Origin of the sequence: Comamonas guangdongensis (genome assembly GCF_041079535.1) — a bacterium.
In the GTDB taxonomy this organism is placed as follows: domain Bacteria; phylum Pseudomonadota; class Gammaproteobacteria; order Burkholderiales; family Burkholderiaceae_C; genus Comamonas; species Comamonas guangdongensis.
Genome location: NZ_JBFYGN010000032.1, coordinates 29,755 through 47,060 on the forward strand (window position 1 = coordinate 29,755; position 17,306 = coordinate 47,060).

Genomic DNA, 17,306 nt, shown 5'->3' on the forward strand with positions numbered 1-17,306 from the left:
GAATGCAGAACATTCTGGTCATCAACCCCAATTCATCCCAGGCCACCACCACGATGATGGTCGATATCGCGGCGCAGGAGGTGCCGGCCGGCGTCGCCGTCAGCGGCCTGACCGCGCAGCGCGCCCCTTTGATGATCGTCAACCAGCAGGAGCTGGACGCATCGGCGCTGGAGGTGGAAGCCGCCTGGCGCGAGGTGGCGGCAAAGAACTGGTCGGGCGTCATCATCAGCGCCTTTGGCGACCCGGCGCTGGAGGCGGTGCGCCGCTCGACCCGCTTGCCGGTGGTGGGCATCTGCGAGTCGTCCATGCTCGAAGCGGCGCAGGGCGGCAAGCGCTTTGCCGTGGCCACCGTCACGCCCGATCTGGCCGATGCCATCAATGGCAAGGCCCGGGCTCTGGGGCTGGACAGGCTCTTCACCGGCATCCGCCTGACCGAGGGAGATCCGCGTGGGCTGACCGCCGACCCGAGGGCGCTGGAGGCCGCGCTGGCGCAGGCCGTGCGGCTGTGCATCGAAGAGGACGGGGCCGAGGCGGTGATCATCGGCGGTGGCCCGCTGGGCCAGGTGGCATTGCAACTGGCTCCGCAGTTTCAGGTGCCGATCATCGCGCCGATCTCGGCCGCCGTGCGGCGCCTGGTGCGGCTGATGGAGGGCGCGTCGGTCGCGCAGCTGGCGTAGAGATCGTGAACACGCTCTAAGGCCGAGGACTCCGGTGACAAGCGTCAGCAGCCCGGGCTGCTGGCGCTTTTCTATCTGGGAGCCTGGGCGGCGAATCCGGATTTGTCACGAAGGTGACATTTAAGTTTCATATCGTTACATCAGCGGACCGGTGCATGTCCGGGCCGCACACTATCCGGTGGATGCAACGTGTCTCTATTCCGATTCCAGAATCTCTCCGTGGCCCGCAAGATGTGGGCCTTGTTCCTGGGCCTGCTGCTGTGCTGTGTGCTGGTGGCCGGCGGTCTGTTCAGCTATCTGCAGAATGTGGAGCAGCGCATGAGCAGCGCGGTGCAATCCACGGACAAGCGCATCAATCTGGCGCTGCGCTGGCAGGCGCTGACGCTGCAAAGCGTGGAAGCGGCCCTGGCCAGCGTGCTGTCGTCGGAGGAGCATCTGATCACCCAGCTCTCGCAGAAAGCGCGGGGTCTGATGCAGCAGGCCGGCGGCCTGCAGCAGCAGGTGCAGGCCGGCGCGCACAGCGAGCGGGACAGGGCGGGCCTGGCCAGGGTGGAGCAGGAGCGCAAGTCCGTACTCGAGATCTATGAAAAAGCCTACCAAGCGCGCGATCTGGGCAAGGCCTGGGAGGCGCAGAAGCTGGTGGACGAGCAGCTGATCCCGGCCGCCAAGCGCTATGTGCAGGCACAGGACGCTTTTATCGCCGCCCAGCAGCAGCAGCGCCAGGAGGCCGAGCTGCAGGGCAGCGAGCAAAGCCTGCTGGCCAAGCGCATGGCGGCCGGCGTGGGCCTGCTCATGGGCCTGCTGGGCGCGCTGCTGTCGCTGGCGACGATACGCTCCATCACCACCCCGCTGGGCGAGGCCGTGCAGCTGGCGCAGACGATTGCGGCCGGAGACCTGAGCTACGCGCCGCACAGCGAGCGCAGCGACGAGCTGGGCCAGCTCATGCAGGCGCTGGCGCGGATGACGCAGCAGCTGCGCGGTCTGGTGGGAGAGGTGCAGGGCGGTGTCGAGGCCGTGGCCGCGGCCTCCAGCCAGATGGCCCAGGACAACAGCGATCTGTCCGAGCGCACGGCGCGTGCCGCCGAGCAGCTCAAGGTCACGGTCGGCAGCATCGAGAACATGGTCACCCTGGTCACCCGTTCCGCAGACAGCGCGCGCCATGCGGACCGGAGCGCGCGCAGCGCGGCCGAGGCCGCGGCAAGCGGCGGCAGCGTGGTGCAGCAGGTGGTGAGCAATATGCAGCACCTGGCCCAAAGCAGCCAGCAGGTGGCGGCCATCGTGGGGGTGATCGACGGCATCGCCTTCCAGACCAATATCCTCGCGCTCAATGCGGCCGTCGAGGCCGCGCGCGCCGGTCCCCAGGGCCGCGGCTTTGCCGTGGTGGCGGCCGAGGTGCGCGAGCTGGCGCAGCGCAGCAGCGAGGCCGCCAAGCAGATCCGCCAGCTGATGGAGCATTCCACGCAGCAGATGCAGTCGGGCCAGACGCTGGCGCTGCAGGCCGGCCAGCGCATGGAGCACATCGTGCGCGATGTGCAGAAGGTCAGCGGCCTGATTGCCTCGATCACCGAGGCGGCCCAGGCCCAGAACCAGGGCATAGCCCAGATCAGCGAGGCGGTTCAGGCCCTGGACCACATGACCAGCCAGAACACGGGCCTGGTCGCGGAATCCAGCGCGGCCGCGCGCGAGCTGTTTCAGCAGGCCCAGCGGCTGGAGGCCGGGGCGGGACGCTTCAGGATCAGTTGCCGGGAAGAGGCCGGCGGCGCCGTGGCGGGCGCGGTGCAGGCTCTGGCGGCGCCGGAGTTCGAGACGGTCTGAGGCTCAAGCCGTGGCCAGAGCCGCGGCGGCGTCCTCGAGCCAGAAGCTCAGCGCGCCGTAATAGCCTTCCCAGACGCAGCCGTTGCAGCCGCGCCCGCAGCAACTCGTGGGCTCGGGCGGTGGACGGCGCAGAGTCATGTCGGCCGCGGCCGCGCGGCCCTGCCATAGCGCAATCTGGGCGCGGGCATGCAGCAGCGGCTGCTGCAGAGCCTGGTCGCTCAAGCGCGGCTCACTTCCTGAAGCGCGTGAGCAGATACTGGCCGACAAAGGCCAGGCCCAGCACCAGGGCGAACCAGCCGACCAGATAGGATTGGGCAAACAGCTGGCCTATGCCGCTTTCGGGCTTGAAGATCGGGGCCAGCAAAATGATCAGACCGATCAGCGCAATCGTCATGCCCTTGATCAGAATTTCGTTGCGGGCTTTGGACTTTTGGGGGGCGGAGGGCAGGGGCATAGACGGGCTGGCAGGTCAGGAAAGCAGGAGGCGATTATCCTTGCGCGCCTGAATTCACCCACACGAGAAAAGAGATAACCCGTTATGGCCATCCAATGGTTTCCCGGTCACATGCACCTGACGCGCCAGGCCATCGCGGAGCGCGTCAAGGAAATTGACGTGGTCATCGAGGTGCTGGATGCACGCCTGCCGGGCTCCAGCGCCAATCCCCTGCTGCAGGAGATGACCGGCCACAAGCCGCGGCTGAAGATTCTCAACAAGCAGGACCTGGCCGATGCCGTGCAGACCAAGGCCTGGCTGGACTGGTACAACGCCCAGAGCGAAACCCGCGCCATTGCGCTCGATGCCTCCGAGCCCGCACCCACCAAGCGCCTGATCGAGCAGTGCAAGCTGCTCGCGCCCGGCCGTGGCGGCATGGCCAAGCCCATGCGCGTGCTGATCTGCGGCGTGCCCAATGTGGGCAAGTCCACGCTGATCAATTCCATGAGCGGCAAGACCCAGGCCAAGACCGGCAACGAGGCCGGCGTGACCAAGCTCGAGCAGCGCATCGTGCTGGCCGACGACTTCTATCTCTGGGATACGCCGGGCATGCTGTGGCCGCGCATCATCGTGGAGAAGAGCGGCTTCAACCTGGCCGCCAGCGGCGCCGTGGGCCGCAATGCCTACGACGAGGAGCTGGTGGTGCTGGAGCTGCTGATCTATCTGCAAAAGCACTATGCACCGCTGCTGGACGCACGCTACAAGCTGGGCCTGGACGCGGCCGAGATTGCTGCGCTGCACGACGACGAGCTGCTGACACTGATCGGCAAGAAGCGCGGCGCCGTGATGAGCGGCGGCCGCGTGAATCTGCAGAAGGCCGCGGAGCTGGTGCTGACCGATTTCCGCGATGCGATTTTGGGCCGCATCAGCCTCGAGACCCCTGCCGAGTTCGAGGCCTGGCTGGCCGAGGGCCAGCAAAAAGATGCCGAGCGCCAGGCCCGGAAGGATGCTCTGGCCAGCGCCCGCAAGCGGGCGCGCGCGCCGCGCGACAATGCCGCGGGTGCTGCCGGCAAGAAGACCGACAAGGCCTCGGGCTCCAAGCCCAGCGCGGCCAAGCGCTGAGAGTCCGGTCCGTCCCACAGCCTCTGGTGGCGATGGCGGACTGGCAGGCCGGCGGGGGGCGGGGCTAGCATGGGGCCTGTCTCGTCACCAGCAGAGGACCGCGCATGCAGGGGCAGTTTTTCGAGGCCAAGAACCGCCTGTCCATGCGGTATGCACTGCGCTTTGCCTGCGTCTGGATGAGCGTGCTGGGCGCGGTCGTGGCGGCGGCCGGCCTGTTCACCTCGCAGGCCTCGGTGGCCCTCGCGGCCCTGTCCCTGCTGCTGATTCCGTTGGCGGTGCTGACCCAGGCGCTGCTCAGGGCCCAGCACTGGCAGGCCGCGACGCTGCTGTTCTGCTGGGGCAACTGGGTGCTGGCCGCGGCCACGATAGGCTGCTCGGGCGGCATGGCGGCCATGGCGTTTCCGGTCTGGCTGGTGATCACCGTCTGGCTGCTGGGCATGGCGCATGCGCTGTTCATGCTGGGCCTGTCGGCCCTGGCGCTGCTGCTGTTCTGGGTCACGGGCTATCTCGAAGCGGCGCTCCACAGTGCCGGACTCGCGGCCCTGCTGTATGCGCTGGGCTCGCTGGGCCTGGCGGCCGCGATCACGCTGATGGCGCGCCTGAGTCTGAGCCGCCGGGCGCAGAAAAGCCTGGACATGCTGGCCCTGCTGGAGGAAAGCCAGCAGGAGCTGCGCAAGTTCCACCGCGCCGTGGAGCAGAGCCCCGAGAGCATAGTCATCACCGATACCGGCCTGAACGTGATCTATGTGAACGACGCTTTTCTGGCTCGCACCGGCTATGCGCGCGACGAGGTGCTGGGCCAGCCCACGGAGCTGGTATCCACCATGGGCATGGATCGCAGCCACCGCCGGCGCGCGCTGGAGCAGCTGGCATCGGGCGCGGTCTGGCGCGGCGAGATGAGCAACCGCACCCGCGGCGGCGAGGCCCTGCGCGAGCTGGTGCTGGTGGCGCCGATCCGCAGCCCGCAGGGCCAGATCGTCAACTATGTGGAGCTCAAGCACGATCTGTCGGAGCGCGTGCTGGCCGACCGGCGCATTCACGACCTGGTCTATCTGGATCCGCTCACGGGCCTGCCCAACCGCCATTCCCTGGTCCTGCATCTGCGCGAGCTGGCCACGGGCCCGCAGTCGGCCTGCCACGGCCTGCTGCTGCTGGATGTGGACCGCTTCTCGGTCTTCCGCGATGCCCATGGCATCCAGCACAGCGACGAGCTGGTGCGCGCCGTGGGCATGAGGCTGGTCGAGGCCCTGCCGGACCATGTCTGGATTGCGCGCCTGGCCGGTGCCGAGTTCGCCATTCTTTTCGAGAATCTCGAGCCTCATGCGCGGGACGCGGAGCAGCGTCTGCGCCAGCAGTCCCAGGCCCTCAAGCTGGCCATGCAAAAGCCTCTGAGCCTCAGGGGCCGGCTCGAGACCGAGTCGGTGAGCTGCTGCATGGGCGCGGCCCTGCTGGAGCCGGGCGCCGGCGGGGCCGACCAGCAGGAGGTGCTGCGCTTTGCCAGCGTGGCCCTGCACGAGGCCAAGCAGAACGGCCCGGGCAGCGTGATGCTGTTCGAGCCGCGCATGGCCGAGGAGGTGCACAAGCGCGTGCGCATCGCCAGGGATTTGCGCAGCGGCATCCCGCTGGGCGAGCTGCGGCTGTACCTGCAGACCCAGGCCACGGCCCAGGGCGTTTGCGTGGGCGCCGAGGTGCTGGTGCGCTGGCAACACCCACACTGGGGGCTGCTGAGTCCCGTGGAGTTCATCGAGGTCGCCGAGGAGTCGGAGCTGATCCTGGACCTGGGCGGCTGGGTGCTGCGCCAGGCTTGTCTGCTGCTGGCGCAGCCCGTGTTCGCCGAGCGCGGCCTGCGGCTGTCGGTCAACGTCAGCGCCATCCAGTTCGGCCACGAGGGCTTTATGTCCGCGGTCCAGGCCGTGCTGCGGGACACCGGGGCCAATCCCCATCTGCTGACGCTGGAACTCACCGAAGGCGTGCTGCTGCGGGATTGGGACGAGGCGCGCAACCGGATTCTGGCGCTGCGCGAGCTGGGCATAGAGATCGCGCTCGACGACTTCGGGACCGGCTATTCGTCCATGTACAGCTTGAAGCAGCTGCCGATCCAGGAGATCAAGATAGACCGCAGCTTTGTCAGCGGCAGCCATGGCTCGGCAACCGATGCCGCGCTGGTGGAGGCCATGCTGCTGCTGGCACGGCGCCTGCATCTGCGCGTGGTGGCCGAGGGCGTGGAGCTGCCGGCCCAGGCCGAAAGACTGCAGCAGTGGAACCCGGATATCGTGCTGCAGGGCCTGTTGCTGGGCGAGCCCCTGCCGCAGCAGCAGTGGCTGGCCGAGGTGCTGGGGGCGCCGGATTCGCTGCAGCAACCATGAGGCATCCCTGCCGCTCCTGCATTGGGATCTTCATTGCGGGGCGCGGCCCGGCGATGAAAAAAGCCCGTATCCATGGCTGGATGCGGGCTTGCTGCTATCAGTTGTCTAGGACTTAAGCTGCTGGCTGCTCGAAATAGCGGCGCACCAGCAGATCCCAGAAGCGGGAACCGCGGCCCAGATTGTCGTCGTTGAAGTCGTAGGCGGGGTTGTGCAGGCTCACGCCGGGCTGGCCGTCGACGCCGTTGCCTATCCAGCCATAGGCGCCGGGCACGGCCTCGAGCATGAAACCGAAGTCCTCGGAGGTCATGGCGGGCAGCACATCGTCATGGGTGTTGGCATCGCCCACGGCCTCGCGCATCACCTCCGCCATGAACAGGGCTTCCCGCTGATGGTTGGTGGTGTTGGGGTAGGCGCCGGGGCGCAGCGTGAACTCGGCCTGGCACTGGTGGGCCGCGGCCACATGGTGGCTGATGCGCTCCAGGCCGGCGATGAACATCTCGCGCGTTTCCTTCTTCAGGGTGCGCACCGTGCCGGCGATGACGGCCTCATCGGGGATGATGTTCTCCACGGTGCCGCTGGTGATCTTGCCCACGGTCAGCACGGCCGAGTCCAGCGGGTCGGTGCTGCGCGACACCAGGGTCTGCAGTTGGCTGACGATGGCGCAGGCCACGGGAATCGGGTCCAGCGTGGTGTGAGGCATGGCCGCGTGGCCGCCCTTGCCATGGACCTTGATCTCGAAGCGCAGCGTGGAGGCCATGATGGGGCCGACGCGCACGGCCATCTGGCCTGCGGGCAGCGAAGGCCAGTTGTGCAGTGCAAACACGGCTTCGCAGGGGAATTTCTCGAACAGGCCGTCGTCCATCATGGCCTTGGCGCCGGCGCCGCCTTCCTCGCCGGGCTGGAAAATCAGGTGCACGCTGCCGTCGAAGTCGGGCTGCTGCACGAGCGTGGTGGCCGCGCCCAGCAGCATGGTGGTGTGGCCGTCGTGGCCGCAGGCATGCATGCAGCCCTGGTTCTGGCTGATGTGGGCAAAGGTGTTGATTTCGGTGACGGGCAGGGCATCCATGTCGGCGCGGATGCCGATGCTGCGGCCGGGGTTGTCCTTGCTGCGGCCCTTGCCGTAGATGCTGGCCACGACGCCAGTCTGGCCCAGGCCCCGGTGTACGGTCAGGCCCAGGGCGGCAAGGTAGGCGGCGACCTTGTCGCCTGTGCGGTGCTCTTCGTACCTGAGCTCAGGATTGGCGTGCAGGTCGCGGCGGAATTTGAGCAGCGTACCCAGGTGTGGGGTGATGTCGGGAGTAGATCGCATACAGGGGCCGCGGAGCACCCAGCGCTGTAACTGTCGAGGCAAGCGAGCGGGCCTGCCGGTGACCGCAGCATTTCAATAGCAAGACCTCCATCATAGGCGCATGTACGGTGCATGGCCTTAGGTAGATACCGAAGTCCGGTCATTTCTGCGCTTGTGCTAGCCAGGCCCGCAGCAAGCGATGACTTAGCGCATTGCATAGGGCCGCAAAGCCCGCGCGGCGCCGCGGCGGGCCGCAAACGGCGAAAATGCAGGCCTATGACCGCACAGACCGCCAAACTTCCCCTGTTCCAGCAATTGCTGGTGCGTCCCGATCGCAACGATCCCAAGCCCCTGATCCTGTTCCACGGCCGCCGCTGCCCCGACGGTTTCGGCGCGGCGCTGGCGGCCTGGCTGTTCTATGAGGGCCAGGCCGAGTTCCGCGGCCTGGACCATGGCGAGATCCTGAGTGCCGACGACCTCGGCGATCTCGCGGGCCGCGCCGTCTATGTGCTGGACTTCGCGTTCGAGCCCGTGCTGATGGCCGAGATCGAGGCGCGCGTGGCCAAGCTGGTGGTGCTGGACCACCACAAGAGCGCGGCCGAAAAGCTCAGCGGCTACCAATGCCATTGCGGCGTGGTGCATTTCGACATGAGCAAATCCGGCGCGCGCCTGGCCTGGGAGTTTTTCCACCCCGAAAAGCCCGTGCCCGGCCTGATCCGCTACATCGAGGACCGCGATATCTGGAAATGGGAATTCCCCGAAAGCGCGGCATTCCTCGCGGCTTTGGACATGGAGCCCGTGCGCAGCTTTGAACGCTGGGCCGAGATCGCGGCCTTCACGCCCGAGCAGGAAACCGTTTACATGGCCCGTGGCGGCGCCATGGACGAAAAATTCCAGAAGCTGTGCGCCGACATCGCCGACGGCGCCCAGGTGCTGGTCTTCAACGGCATGCAGGGCCTGATGGTCAACTGCCCCGGCATGTTCCACAGCCAGGTCGGCGATCTGCTGGCGCGCCAGGGTGGCAGCTTTGCGCTGATGTGGCATGCGAATTACAAGGGCGTGAAGGTCGGCCTGCGTTCGCGCTCCGAGTTCAACTGCATTCCTCTGGCCGAAAGCTTCGGCGGCGGCGGCCATGCCCAGGCCTGCGGCTTCAAGATGCCCAACGAGCGCCTGGTGGAGCTGCTGCAGGGTGAGCTCAAGGCCGACCCCGAAGGCCTGTACGAGTTCGTCGCGGCGCCCAGCCTGAAGTTCGACGAAGAGGGCAAGTGGGTGCGCGAGACGCCGAAGTCCGCACTCTGAGCCCGAATTCATAAGCCCACCCCCTGGATGGGCACCGCCGAATCGCCCGCCTTCCGTCGGGCGATTCTGTATCTACGCGGTTTGCCAGCCGGGCAGGGCCAGCAGGCTTTGCCAGTCCTGCGCGTCCTGCAGATGGGCCAGCGCTGGCCAGTCGGCCGCGAAGCGCATGGGTTCGCCGCTCATGGGGTGGGCAATCTCCAGCGCGCTGGCATGCAGCCACAGCCGCTGCTGGCCCAGGCGCTGGGCCCACCAGCGGTTCAGCGGGCCCTTGCCGTGGGTGGCGTCGCCGATGATGGGATGGGCCACATGCTTGAGGTGGCGGCGTATCTGGTGGCGCCGGCCCGTGGTGGGCAGGGCCTGCACCAGGCTGATGCGGGTCTCGGGATGGCGGCCGTCGCAGCTTTCGGGCCAGGACAGACGCGACAGGCAGCGCAAGCTGGTGTGGGCGTCCTGAGCTGCGGCGTCCTCGGGCGCGTCGTCGGGTTTGAGCGCATGCTCGACTTCCAGGGTCTCGGGCAGCCAGCCGCGCACCAGGGCCAGGTATTCCTTGCGGGTTTCGTGGGCCGCAAAGCTCGCGGCCAGGGCCTGGGCCGCTTCCTTGTGCAGCGCCATGAGCAGCACGCCGCAAGTGCCCTTGTCCAGCCGGTGCACGGGCCAGACATGGCGGCCCAGCTGGTCGCGCAGCGCCTGCATCACGAACCGGGTTTCGTGCGCATCGAGTCCCGTGCGGTGCACCAGCCAGCCCGCGGGCTTGTAGACCGCAACCAGATGCTCGTCCTGCCAGAGTATGTGCAGCGGGGTGGAGGCGGGCGGGCAGGATTCGGTCATGGTGCGGGGCAGGGGGCTGGGCGAGCCGCACTCTAACCCAGGGCGGCGGCCTGCGTGTTCTCTACGGTTGCTGCGGCAGCCCCGGCTGCGCGCACAATGGCGCTCGGCCGGCAGCTGCAGCCCACGCGCGGACTGCATCTTTATGCATAGCTTTCAGCGCTTGTCTGGCAAGCGGTTGAAGCGGTTTTTACTCCATTTATAGCGGTGATGTTCAAGGGCGTTGTGGTCTCGACTCTGGCATCGGTGCTGTTTGCCTCGCTGTATTACCTCTCGCCGTTTCTGGCGCCGCTGGACGGCGAGCAGATTTTCGGCTGGCGGGTGCTGATGACGCTGCCGTTCACGACGGCCCTGCTGTTCGCGCTCAAGCAGGCCGAGGCCGTGCGTGCGCTGCTGGCGCGCTCGCTCGCGTGGCCGCGCTTCGGACTGCTGCTGGTGCTGAGCGCTGCGCTGCTGGGCGTGCAGCTCTGGATGTTCATGTGGGCACCCATGAATGGGCGCGCGCTGCCGGTGTCTCTGGGCTATTTTCTGCTGCCGCTGGTGATGGTGGTCGCGGGCCGCCTGCTGTTTGCCGAGCGGCTCACGCCGGGCCAGACCCTGGCGGCCCTGGTGGCCGCGGCCGGCGTGGCCCATGAGTTCTGGCAGGCCGGCGGCATGTCCTGGGAGACCTGGGTGGTGGCCCTGGGCTACACCCTGTATTTCGCGCTGCGCCGCTGGCTGAAGACCGACACCCTGGCCGGGCACTGGCTGGACATGGCTCTGCTGCTGCCCGCGGCCCTGGTCTTTGTACTGCGCGCGCCCGGCCGCTGGCCGCTGGTGGCCGGCCATGAGGCGCTCTGGGCCTTGCTGCCGCTGCTGGGCGTGGTCAGCGCCGTGGCGCTGGCGCTGTACATGGTGGCCAGCCGCTGGCTGTCCTATGTGGAGCCGGCCCTGCTGGTGGTGGTGGCGGGTCTGCTCGGCGAGCGCCTGCAGCCGCAGCAGCTGCCGACCTATGGGCTGATCTTTGCGGCCGTCGGTCTGCTGATGGTCGACGGCGTTTGGCATTTGTGGCGTGGACGTTCCGGCAATGTTTACTGACATTGCCGTAGTTTTGCCCTAAGTTGGTGCATAAAAAGACAATAATCACTCTTTTTGTTCCGAGGAAAGTGATCGTCATGGCATCGACAACATCCCCTATCCGCATTGGCATCGTCGGTTACGGCAATCTGGGACGCGGCGTGGAAGCCGCCGTCGCCAAGAACCCCGACATGCGGTTGGCGGGGATTTACACGCGCCGCGATCCCGCGCAGCTCCAGCCCCTGCATGCGGCCACGCCCGTGCATGCGATGGACAGCCTGCTCTCGCACCGGGGCCAACTCGATGTGCTGATCCTTTGCGGCGGCTCCAAGGACGATCTGCCGCGGCAGGCACCCGAGCTCGCGGCCCACTTCAATCTAATCGACAGCTTCGATACCCATGCGCGCATTCCCGAGCATTTCGCCAAGGTGGACCAGGCAGCACAGGGCGGCCGGTGCACGGCGCTGATTTCGGCCGGCTGGGACCCGGGTATGTTCTCCATCAACCGCTTGATGGGCGAAGCCCTGCTGCCCGACGGCGCCACCTATACCTTCTGGGGCAAGGGCCTGAGCCAGGGCCATTCGGATGCGATTCGCCGCGTCGAAGGCGTGGCCGGCGGCGTGCAGTACACGATTCCCGTCGAAGAGGCCGTGAACCAGGTGCGCTCCGGCGTGCGCCCTGAGCTGAGCACGCGCGACAAGCACCAGCGCGAATGCTATGTGGTGCTCGAGGCCGGCGCTGATGCAGAGCTCGTGCGCCGCACCATCGTGGAGATGCCCCATTACTTCGACCAGTACGACACTACGGTGCATTTCATCAGCGCCGAAGAACTGGCGCGCGACCACGCGGCCATGCCCCATGGCGGTTTTGTGATCCGCAGCGGCAACACCAGCGCTCGGAACAAGCAGGTCATCGAATACCGCCTGCAGCTGGACAGCAATCCCGAGTTCACCGCCAGCGTGCTGGTGGCCTATGCGCGCGCCGTGCATCGCATGGCCCAGGCCGGCCAGCATGGCTGCAAGACCGTGTTCGACGTGGCGCCGGGCCTGCTCTCGCCCAAGAGCGCCGACCAGCTGCGCGCCGAGCTGCTGTAAACCTTCCGCGACCGCAGCGAAAAAGCCTCGCCGGTCATGCGAGGCTTTTTCGATGAAAAACGGCGGTTGCGCCTGTCAGGAAAGCGCTGTCGGCTATCGTTTTCAGTTCTGTGCCATGGTGTCGGCGCCGCTCACGCGCGCCGCATCCTCGAGCCTGTCCACATCGCGCAGCGGCTTGAACAGCGTCATCCAGCCGCCCACCACGCCCAGCGTGCACAGGCTGCCGAGCACGGCCGCCGGTACGGCGCCAAACCAGGAGGCGCTGCTGCCCGCGCGGAACTCGCCGAGCTCGTTGGACGAACCGATGAACAGCATGTTCACCGCATTCACGCGGCCACGCATATGGTCGGGCGTGGAAAACTGCACCAGCGCACCGCGGATATAGACGCTGACCATGTCCGCAGCACCCGCAATGGCCAGGGCCAGCATGGACAGCGCAAACCAGTTCGAGAGCGCGAACACCAGATTGGCCAGGCCGAATACGGCCACGGCGCCAAACATCACCTTGCCCACGCGGTGGTTGATGGGGCGCGATGCCAGCCACAGGCCCATGCAGACCTCGCCCGCGGCCATGGAGGAGCGCAGCAGGCCCAGGCCTTGGGGACCGACCTTGAGCACCTCATGCGCATAGACCGGCAGCAGCGCCACCACGCCGCCCAGCAGCACGGCAAACAGGTCCAGGGAGATGGTGCCCAGAATGATGGGCCGCGTGCGCATGAAATGCAGGCCTTCGGCAAAGCGCTGCCACATGGTGCTGCTATCGTCGGCGGAGGGCGCCTTGATGTTCGCGAAGCGCACGGGAACCTGATTCAGCAAGGCCGCCCCCAGAACCAGGCTGATGCCGCAGGCCGCATAGGTCAGCACCCCGCCTCCCAGCGCATAGAGCAGGCCGCCCAGCACCGGCGCCGCAATCGCCGAGATGCGCATCAACATGCTGTTGGTGGCCAGGGCCTTGGCCAACTGCTCGCGCGCGACGATTTGCGGCAGCAGGCTTTGCAGCGCCGGGCCGCTGAAGGCGCGGCTGCAGCCGAACAGCACCAGCACCGCGTAAATCCAGTGCACGTCACGCGTTCCACTCCCGGCCAGCAGCCAGAGCAGGCCCGAGCAGATGGATGCCAGCAGCCAGCTGATGGTGAGCAGTCGCTTGCGGCTCATGCGGTCGCTGAGGTCACCCGCGGGAATCAGCAGGCTCGCCATGGGGATGAACTGGGCCAGGCCCACATAGGCCAGAGACAGCGGATCGCGCGTGATGTCATACACCTGCCAGGCCACGACCACGGCCTGCATCTGCTGGGCAAACATGGCCAGCATGCGGGCCAGCACAAACGAGACAAAAGCGCGGTCGCGCAGCGGCGCAACGGAAGCGACGGCGGCGGGCGGGGATACAGGGGCTGGGCTGGACAAGTTGGAATCCGGAAACGCGGCCCGGCCTGCGTTATCCGCAGTGCGGGCTCAGCGAGTGAGACAGGCAGGTGCCGAGTATCGGCGATCCACTTGATTTGTGCAGCAAATAGCGCAAAGCCGGAAGTCCTTGCCGGTGCCGGCGGGATCGGGGTGTAGGAGCTGTTCTCCCGGGCTTGGCATGCAGGAAAAACCGTGGTCGATTGAAAAGTCGCCACCGACGATGGCATGCGGCGCGTTCCCACAAGCAATCAATCGAGAGCGCGCGACCATAGCCGCAAGCAATCCGGTTTGGGTTGCAGCAGACGGTGCAGTCGTACAAGGAGTCGTCATCATGTCCATGCTTTCCATGCAGTACGCCGGAACCCTGCTGGGTCGTGAAGCCGTGATCGAGTTTCCCGACAGCAGGGCGGAGGTTCGCTATACCGTCAAGGGCCAGATGCGCTGGCGCGTGGTGGATTCCCAGGGCCATGTCGCCGAAGGCTGCGAGCAGCTCAGCTATCTGCAGCTCAGCGACCATCTGCACTTCCTCAACTGGATAGAAAAGACCGGCTTCACGGTCAGCCAGGTCATAGATACGGCCAAGGGCACGGTCCAGGCTTTCTGGTCCTATGCCGACGCTCAATGCGAGACCGGCCACCGTTCCTCCATGTTTGTGGAAGGGCGCTTCCGTCTGCGCTGAGCGCATGCGGCCGGCCGTCACCGCTGTTGCGGGCGGCTGCCACAGGATTGGGTTCGAGTCGGTGTCTCTCTTGTGCGTGCCGGTATCCGCAAGGTGCCGGCCTTTTTTTGTGCGTGAAACATGGGCAGCGGGGCCGAGCCGCTGCGTATTTTTTGATCGCCGGCCGCAAAGCCCGAGCCCATGCGGGTTTGCCGGGTTCTTCCGGGGCTTGTCCACAGGACGGCCCACAACTGCTGGGTATAACTGTGGCTGGAGCGTCTGCGTCGGCCGATGTGCACTGCAGCGGGCTGCAAGTGGCTGTGGCCAAAGGATATTTGACGGTGACCGGGCGACGAGCCGGGCTTGGGAAAACGGCCTCGGCCGCCGTGAAACATTGCGGTGTCGCAATGAAAAAGCCGGCCCTTGGGCCGGCTCGGGGTCTGGTCCTCGAATCGGACGCGGCCAGACTTATTTGCGCTTGTTTTCCAGGGTGGAGGAGACCACCATGTCCAGCACATAGGCGTAGGCCGAGGCATCGGCCGGCACGTTCTGGCGCTTGTAGCGGTTGATGCGCAGCACATTGCTCACGCCGGCCTCGTGCTTGTAGCCTTCGATCTCGCTGTAGAAGTTCTCCCACTGGCCGGTATAGGTCTTGACGCCGTTGTCGCCATAGCGGATCTCGCGCACCTGCAGGCACTGGTGGCGGCCTGCGCCCGCACTGCAGGCCTTGCGCTCGGGGCCGACCTCGAGAAACATGCGTTCGGGCGCGCTGCCGTACTGGGTCTGGGCCGTGGGCTGGCCGTTGAACTGCCAGCGCGTGCCGTCGATGAACTGCAGGGTCAGGCGCGGCTGCTCGGTGCCTACGCCGAGCTGCACATTCCACTGCTTGGCCGTGGGCAGAATGCGGGCCACCTTCTGCTCCAGCATCATGAGCTGGTTGTCGTTGCAAGCGCGCAGCGTGCTCATGGCGCGCTGCAGATTGATGCGCTGGCCTTCGACGCTATAGCCCGAGGACATGACGTTGCACAGGTTCTTGACGAGGACGCGCTGGTCGGCAAAGTCCAGCACGATGGGCGCCTGGCTGGAGCTCAGGAACCAGGTCTGGTCATCATTGCCGGCAGGGGTGAAAGCCTGTTGCAGCTTCCAGTGATAGGCGGTCAGCGAGGCCGCATCTCCTGCAGGGCCACTGGGGCCGGGCTTGCTGGCGCCGCCACCACCTTCCGTGGTGCCGCAAGCGGCCAGCGTCACGGAGGCGATCAGGGGGAGGCACCAGGTCCAGCGAAATTTCATGAGTGTTCCTTCAAGAATGAATAAGAGTGTCCGCATCGGATTCCGTCTGGCTTGCACAGTTCCCGATGCCGGTCCAGCTTTGACCATAACCGATGCAGCGGCTGCGGTCAGTCAGTTTGCACGCAAAGAATGTCAACATATGCAGCCGAGCCTGCAGATGGCGGCTTGCCGCAGCGCTTGCATGAATCTGCGGTAAAGATGGCAAAAATCCGTAGGTCTTGGCCGGCGTTCGCATGCCGGGCGCCGCCAAACTGCTACGCTATTTGGGCTTGAAGAATGGACTGAGCGGCTATGGGTCTGAAGGAGGTTTTGTGCGTTTAGGTGGAGTAATTTCGGCAAAAGCCCATGTCATGCGCTGGGGCATGCTGGGCCTGTGTTCGGGCCTGCTGGCCGCTTGTTCCGCTACGGCACCGCACAGCGTGCCCGTACAGGAGACTTTCGATTCCAGCTCCACGTTTTCGCGCAGCTTCGATTCCTCGCCGGCCCAGACCTGCGAGGCCGCGCGCCGCGCTCTGCTGAGCCAGGGCTATATCGCCAACGCCCGCACCCAGGAGCTGATAGAAGGGCGCAAGAGCTTCCAGCCCAGCATGGAGACCAATCTGGAGATCAATATCCGCGTGGTGTGCGTGCCGCAGACCACGGACGGCCAGGTCAGCATCGGTTTCGTGACCGCGCTCCAGGACCGCTATGCGCTCAAGAAGAGCGCGAGTTCCGCCAGCGTGGGCGTGGGGGCGCTGGGCTCTTTGTCCCTGCCTTTTTCCTCGAGCAGCGACTCCCTGGTCAAGGTGGGCAGCGAAACCATTGCCAAAAGCGCTTTCTATGACAGCTTCTTCGAGCTGGTAGCCAACTATCTGACGCAGGATCGCGAAGCTCCCTGATTTGCACGCGTGGCCTGTTGGGGGCCGGCGATAGCCCGGCGGGTCTGAAAGCACAAAGCGGCCTTGGCGGCCGCTTTGTGCTTTCAGATGAAAAGCGCCGGGTCCACCATGGCGCGGTTGAGCATCACGCTCCAGTGCAGATGAGGCCCGGTCACGCGGCCTGTGGCGCCGACCCTGCAGAAGGCATCGCCGGTCTGCAGCATATCGCCGGGCTTGCAGTCGACCCGGCTCAGATGGCAGTACATGCTGAGCAGGCCGCCGCCATGGTCGAGCCAGACCGTGCCGCCGTTGAAGAAGTAGTCGCCGACATCGATGACCTTGCCGGGCAGCGGGGCCTTCACGGCCGTGCCCGTGGGCGCGGCAATATCCATGCCGCTGTGCGGATTGCGCGCCTGGCCGTTGAAGACGCGGCGCAGGCCGAAGCTGCTGGAGCGCCGGCCCGGCACGGGCACCTGCATGCGCAGGCTATCGCCGAATGGCAGTGGCTGGACCAGGCTGCTCATCACGGTCTTGAGGTGGGCGGCCTCGCGCTCGTAGCGGGCATTGTCCTCGGGAGACAGGTCCACGGTCTTGGGCGAGACCTTGAGGCGCTGCTCCACATACTGCTTGTCCCGGATGGTGAGCAGCTGCTCGCTTGTGCGGCCGTCCGCTTCCAGCTGCAGGCGGTAGTCGCCGGGCGCGGTGGCCAGGGGGATGCCTATCAGCGCCGTCCACTCGATCATGTCTCCCAGCACCAGGACCGGCGCATCGTTGTAGCTCAGCCTCGGACGCGCCGAGGCCGGGCCCAGCGACAGGCGCGCCACGCCGCCGGGCACGCGGCTGTCCTGCGGCCAGACCTGGCCGTCGGCTGCCGGGGGCTTGGCGGCCCAGGCTGGCGCTGCGGCCAGGCCTGCCGTCAGGCTCATCCATTGCAGCAGACGGCGTCTATCAAGAGCTGTGTTCATGCTTGTTTCTACGGGGTAAATAACGTGCAGCGCCGATGCATCAAGCGCTTGCTGATACAGGAACCATAGCACGGCCGAGCCCGGCTGCGGGCTTGTTGCGCTTGGTGCGGCGCGCTGTCTGTCATAGATGGGGCGCTCGAAGGTGTCGGCCGCGTCG

At 66.3% G+C, this 17,306-nt stretch carries 16 protein-coding genes; 9 read left to right on the forward strand and 7 right to left on the reverse strand.

All coding sequences use genetic code 11. The features are described from left to right. Nucleotides 1–2 precede the first annotated feature (2 nt). Together AB6724_RS19805 and AB6724_RS19810 are read left to right on the forward strand one after the other, a co-directional pair. Complete coding sequence (locus AB6724_RS19805) at nucleotides 3–677, forward strand: aspartate/glutamate racemase family protein (RefSeq protein WP_369340261.1); 675 nt, start codon at nucleotides 3–5, stop codon at nucleotides 675–677. Between the two features lie 189 nt (nucleotides 678–866). Continuing rightward, nucleotides 867–2,492 (forward strand): methyl-accepting chemotaxis protein, encoded by a 1,626-nt coding sequence (locus AB6724_RS19810; protein WP_369340262.1) that lies wholly within the window; start codon nucleotides 867–869, stop codon nucleotides 2,490–2,492. Nucleotides 2,493–2,495: 3 nt separating this feature from the next. Here AB6724_RS19810 and AB6724_RS19815 read toward each other — a convergent pair whose 3' ends face one another. Next, nucleotides 2,496–2,714 carry an oxidoreductase-like domain-containing protein gene (locus AB6724_RS19815; RefSeq protein WP_369340263.1) on the reverse strand — a complete coding sequence of 73 codons (219 nt, stop codon included), beginning with the start codon at nucleotides 2,712–2,714 and terminating at the stop codon, nucleotides 2,496–2,498. Nucleotides 2,715–2,721: 7 nt separating this feature from the next. Further along, nucleotides 2,722–2,946 (reverse strand): hypothetical protein, encoded by a 225-nt coding sequence (locus AB6724_RS19820; protein WP_369340264.1) that lies wholly within the window; start codon nucleotides 2,944–2,946, stop codon nucleotides 2,722–2,724. 84 nt (nucleotides 2,947–3,030) lie between these two features. Here AB6724_RS19820 and ylqF point away from each other — a divergent pair, with 84 nt between their 5' ends. Further along, nucleotides 3,031–4,047, forward strand: a complete 1,017-nt coding sequence (gene ylqF, locus AB6724_RS19825) for a ribosome biogenesis GTPase YlqF (RefSeq protein ID WP_369340265.1) — start codon at nucleotides 3,031–3,033, stop codon at nucleotides 4,045–4,047. A gap of 104 nt (nucleotides 4,048–4,151) precedes the next feature. Beyond that, nucleotides 4,152–6,413: a putative bifunctional diguanylate cyclase/phosphodiesterase gene (locus AB6724_RS19830; RefSeq protein ID WP_369340266.1), complete on the forward strand. Its 2,262-nt coding sequence runs from the start codon at nucleotides 4,152–4,154 to the stop codon at nucleotides 6,411–6,413. A 112-nt stretch (nucleotides 6,414–6,525) separates the two neighbouring features. Here the strand turns inward: AB6724_RS19830 and AB6724_RS19835 are convergent, their stop codons facing one another. Further along, the gene (locus AB6724_RS19835; protein WP_369340267.1) at nucleotides 6,526–7,722 is read right to left on the reverse strand and encodes a M20 aminoacylase family protein; all 1,197 of its coding nucleotides are present in this window, start codon (nucleotides 7,720–7,722) and stop codon (nucleotides 6,526–6,528) included. Between the two features lie 255 nt (nucleotides 7,723–7,977). Between AB6724_RS19835 and AB6724_RS19840 the strand changes: the two genes are divergently transcribed. Then, nucleotides 7,978–9,000, forward strand: coding sequence for a DHH family phosphoesterase (locus AB6724_RS19840; RefSeq protein ID WP_369340268.1), 1,023 nt, complete (start codon nucleotides 7,978–7,980; stop codon nucleotides 8,998–9,000). Between the two features lie 72 nt (nucleotides 9,001–9,072). Here the strand turns inward: AB6724_RS19840 and AB6724_RS19845 are convergent, their stop codons facing one another. After that, nucleotides 9,073–9,828 (reverse strand): pseudouridine synthase, encoded by a 756-nt coding sequence (locus AB6724_RS19845; protein WP_369340269.1) that lies wholly within the window; start codon nucleotides 9,826–9,828, stop codon nucleotides 9,073–9,075. Nucleotides 9,829–10,035: 207 nt separating this feature from the next. On the opposite strand from AB6724_RS19845, the gene rarD reads away from it, so the two are divergent. Together rarD and AB6724_RS19855 are read left to right on the forward strand one after the other, a co-directional pair. Continuing rightward, nucleotides 10,036–10,902, forward strand: coding sequence for an EamA family transporter RarD (gene rarD, locus AB6724_RS19850; protein WP_369340270.1), 867 nt, complete (start codon nucleotides 10,036–10,038; stop codon nucleotides 10,900–10,902). Between the two features lie 77 nt (nucleotides 10,903–10,979). After that, the gene (locus AB6724_RS19855; RefSeq protein WP_369340271.1) at nucleotides 10,980–11,975 is read left to right on the forward strand and encodes a diaminopimelate dehydrogenase; all 996 of its coding nucleotides are present in this window, start codon (nucleotides 10,980–10,982) and stop codon (nucleotides 11,973–11,975) included. Nucleotides 11,976–12,077: 102 nt separating this feature from the next. Here AB6724_RS19855 and AB6724_RS19860 read toward each other — a convergent pair whose 3' ends face one another. Continuing rightward, the gene (locus AB6724_RS19860) at nucleotides 12,078–13,379 is read right to left on the reverse strand and encodes an MFS transporter (RefSeq protein WP_369340272.1); all 1,302 of its coding nucleotides are present in this window, start codon (nucleotides 13,377–13,379) and stop codon (nucleotides 12,078–12,080) included. 331 nt (nucleotides 13,380–13,710) lie between these two features. Here AB6724_RS19860 and AB6724_RS19865 point away from each other — a divergent pair, with 331 nt between their 5' ends. Further along, entirely contained in the window at nucleotides 13,711–14,058 is a 348-nt protein-coding gene (locus AB6724_RS19865) for a MoaF-related domain-containing protein (RefSeq protein WP_369340273.1), read from the forward strand. A 447-nt stretch (nucleotides 14,059–14,505) separates the two neighbouring features. Here the strand turns inward: AB6724_RS19865 and AB6724_RS19870 are convergent, their stop codons facing one another. Next, nucleotides 14,506–15,327: an META and DUF4377 domain-containing protein gene (locus tag AB6724_RS19870; RefSeq protein ID WP_369340274.1), complete on the reverse strand. Its 822-nt coding sequence runs from the start codon at nucleotides 15,325–15,327 to the stop codon at nucleotides 14,506–14,508. Between the two features lie 362 nt (nucleotides 15,328–15,689). Between AB6724_RS19870 and AB6724_RS19875 the strand changes: the two genes are divergently transcribed. Then, entirely contained in the window at nucleotides 15,690–16,205 is a 516-nt protein-coding gene (locus tag AB6724_RS19875) for a DUF2242 domain-containing protein (RefSeq protein WP_439329900.1), read from the forward strand. An 83-nt stretch (nucleotides 16,206–16,288) separates the two neighbouring features. Here the strand turns inward: AB6724_RS19875 and AB6724_RS19880 are convergent, their stop codons facing one another. Then, a complete protein-coding gene (locus AB6724_RS19880) occupies nucleotides 16,289–17,149 on the reverse strand; it encodes a peptidoglycan DD-metalloendopeptidase family protein (RefSeq protein WP_369340276.1) in 861 nt (286 codons plus the stop codon). Nucleotides 17,150–17,306 lie beyond the last annotated feature (157 nt).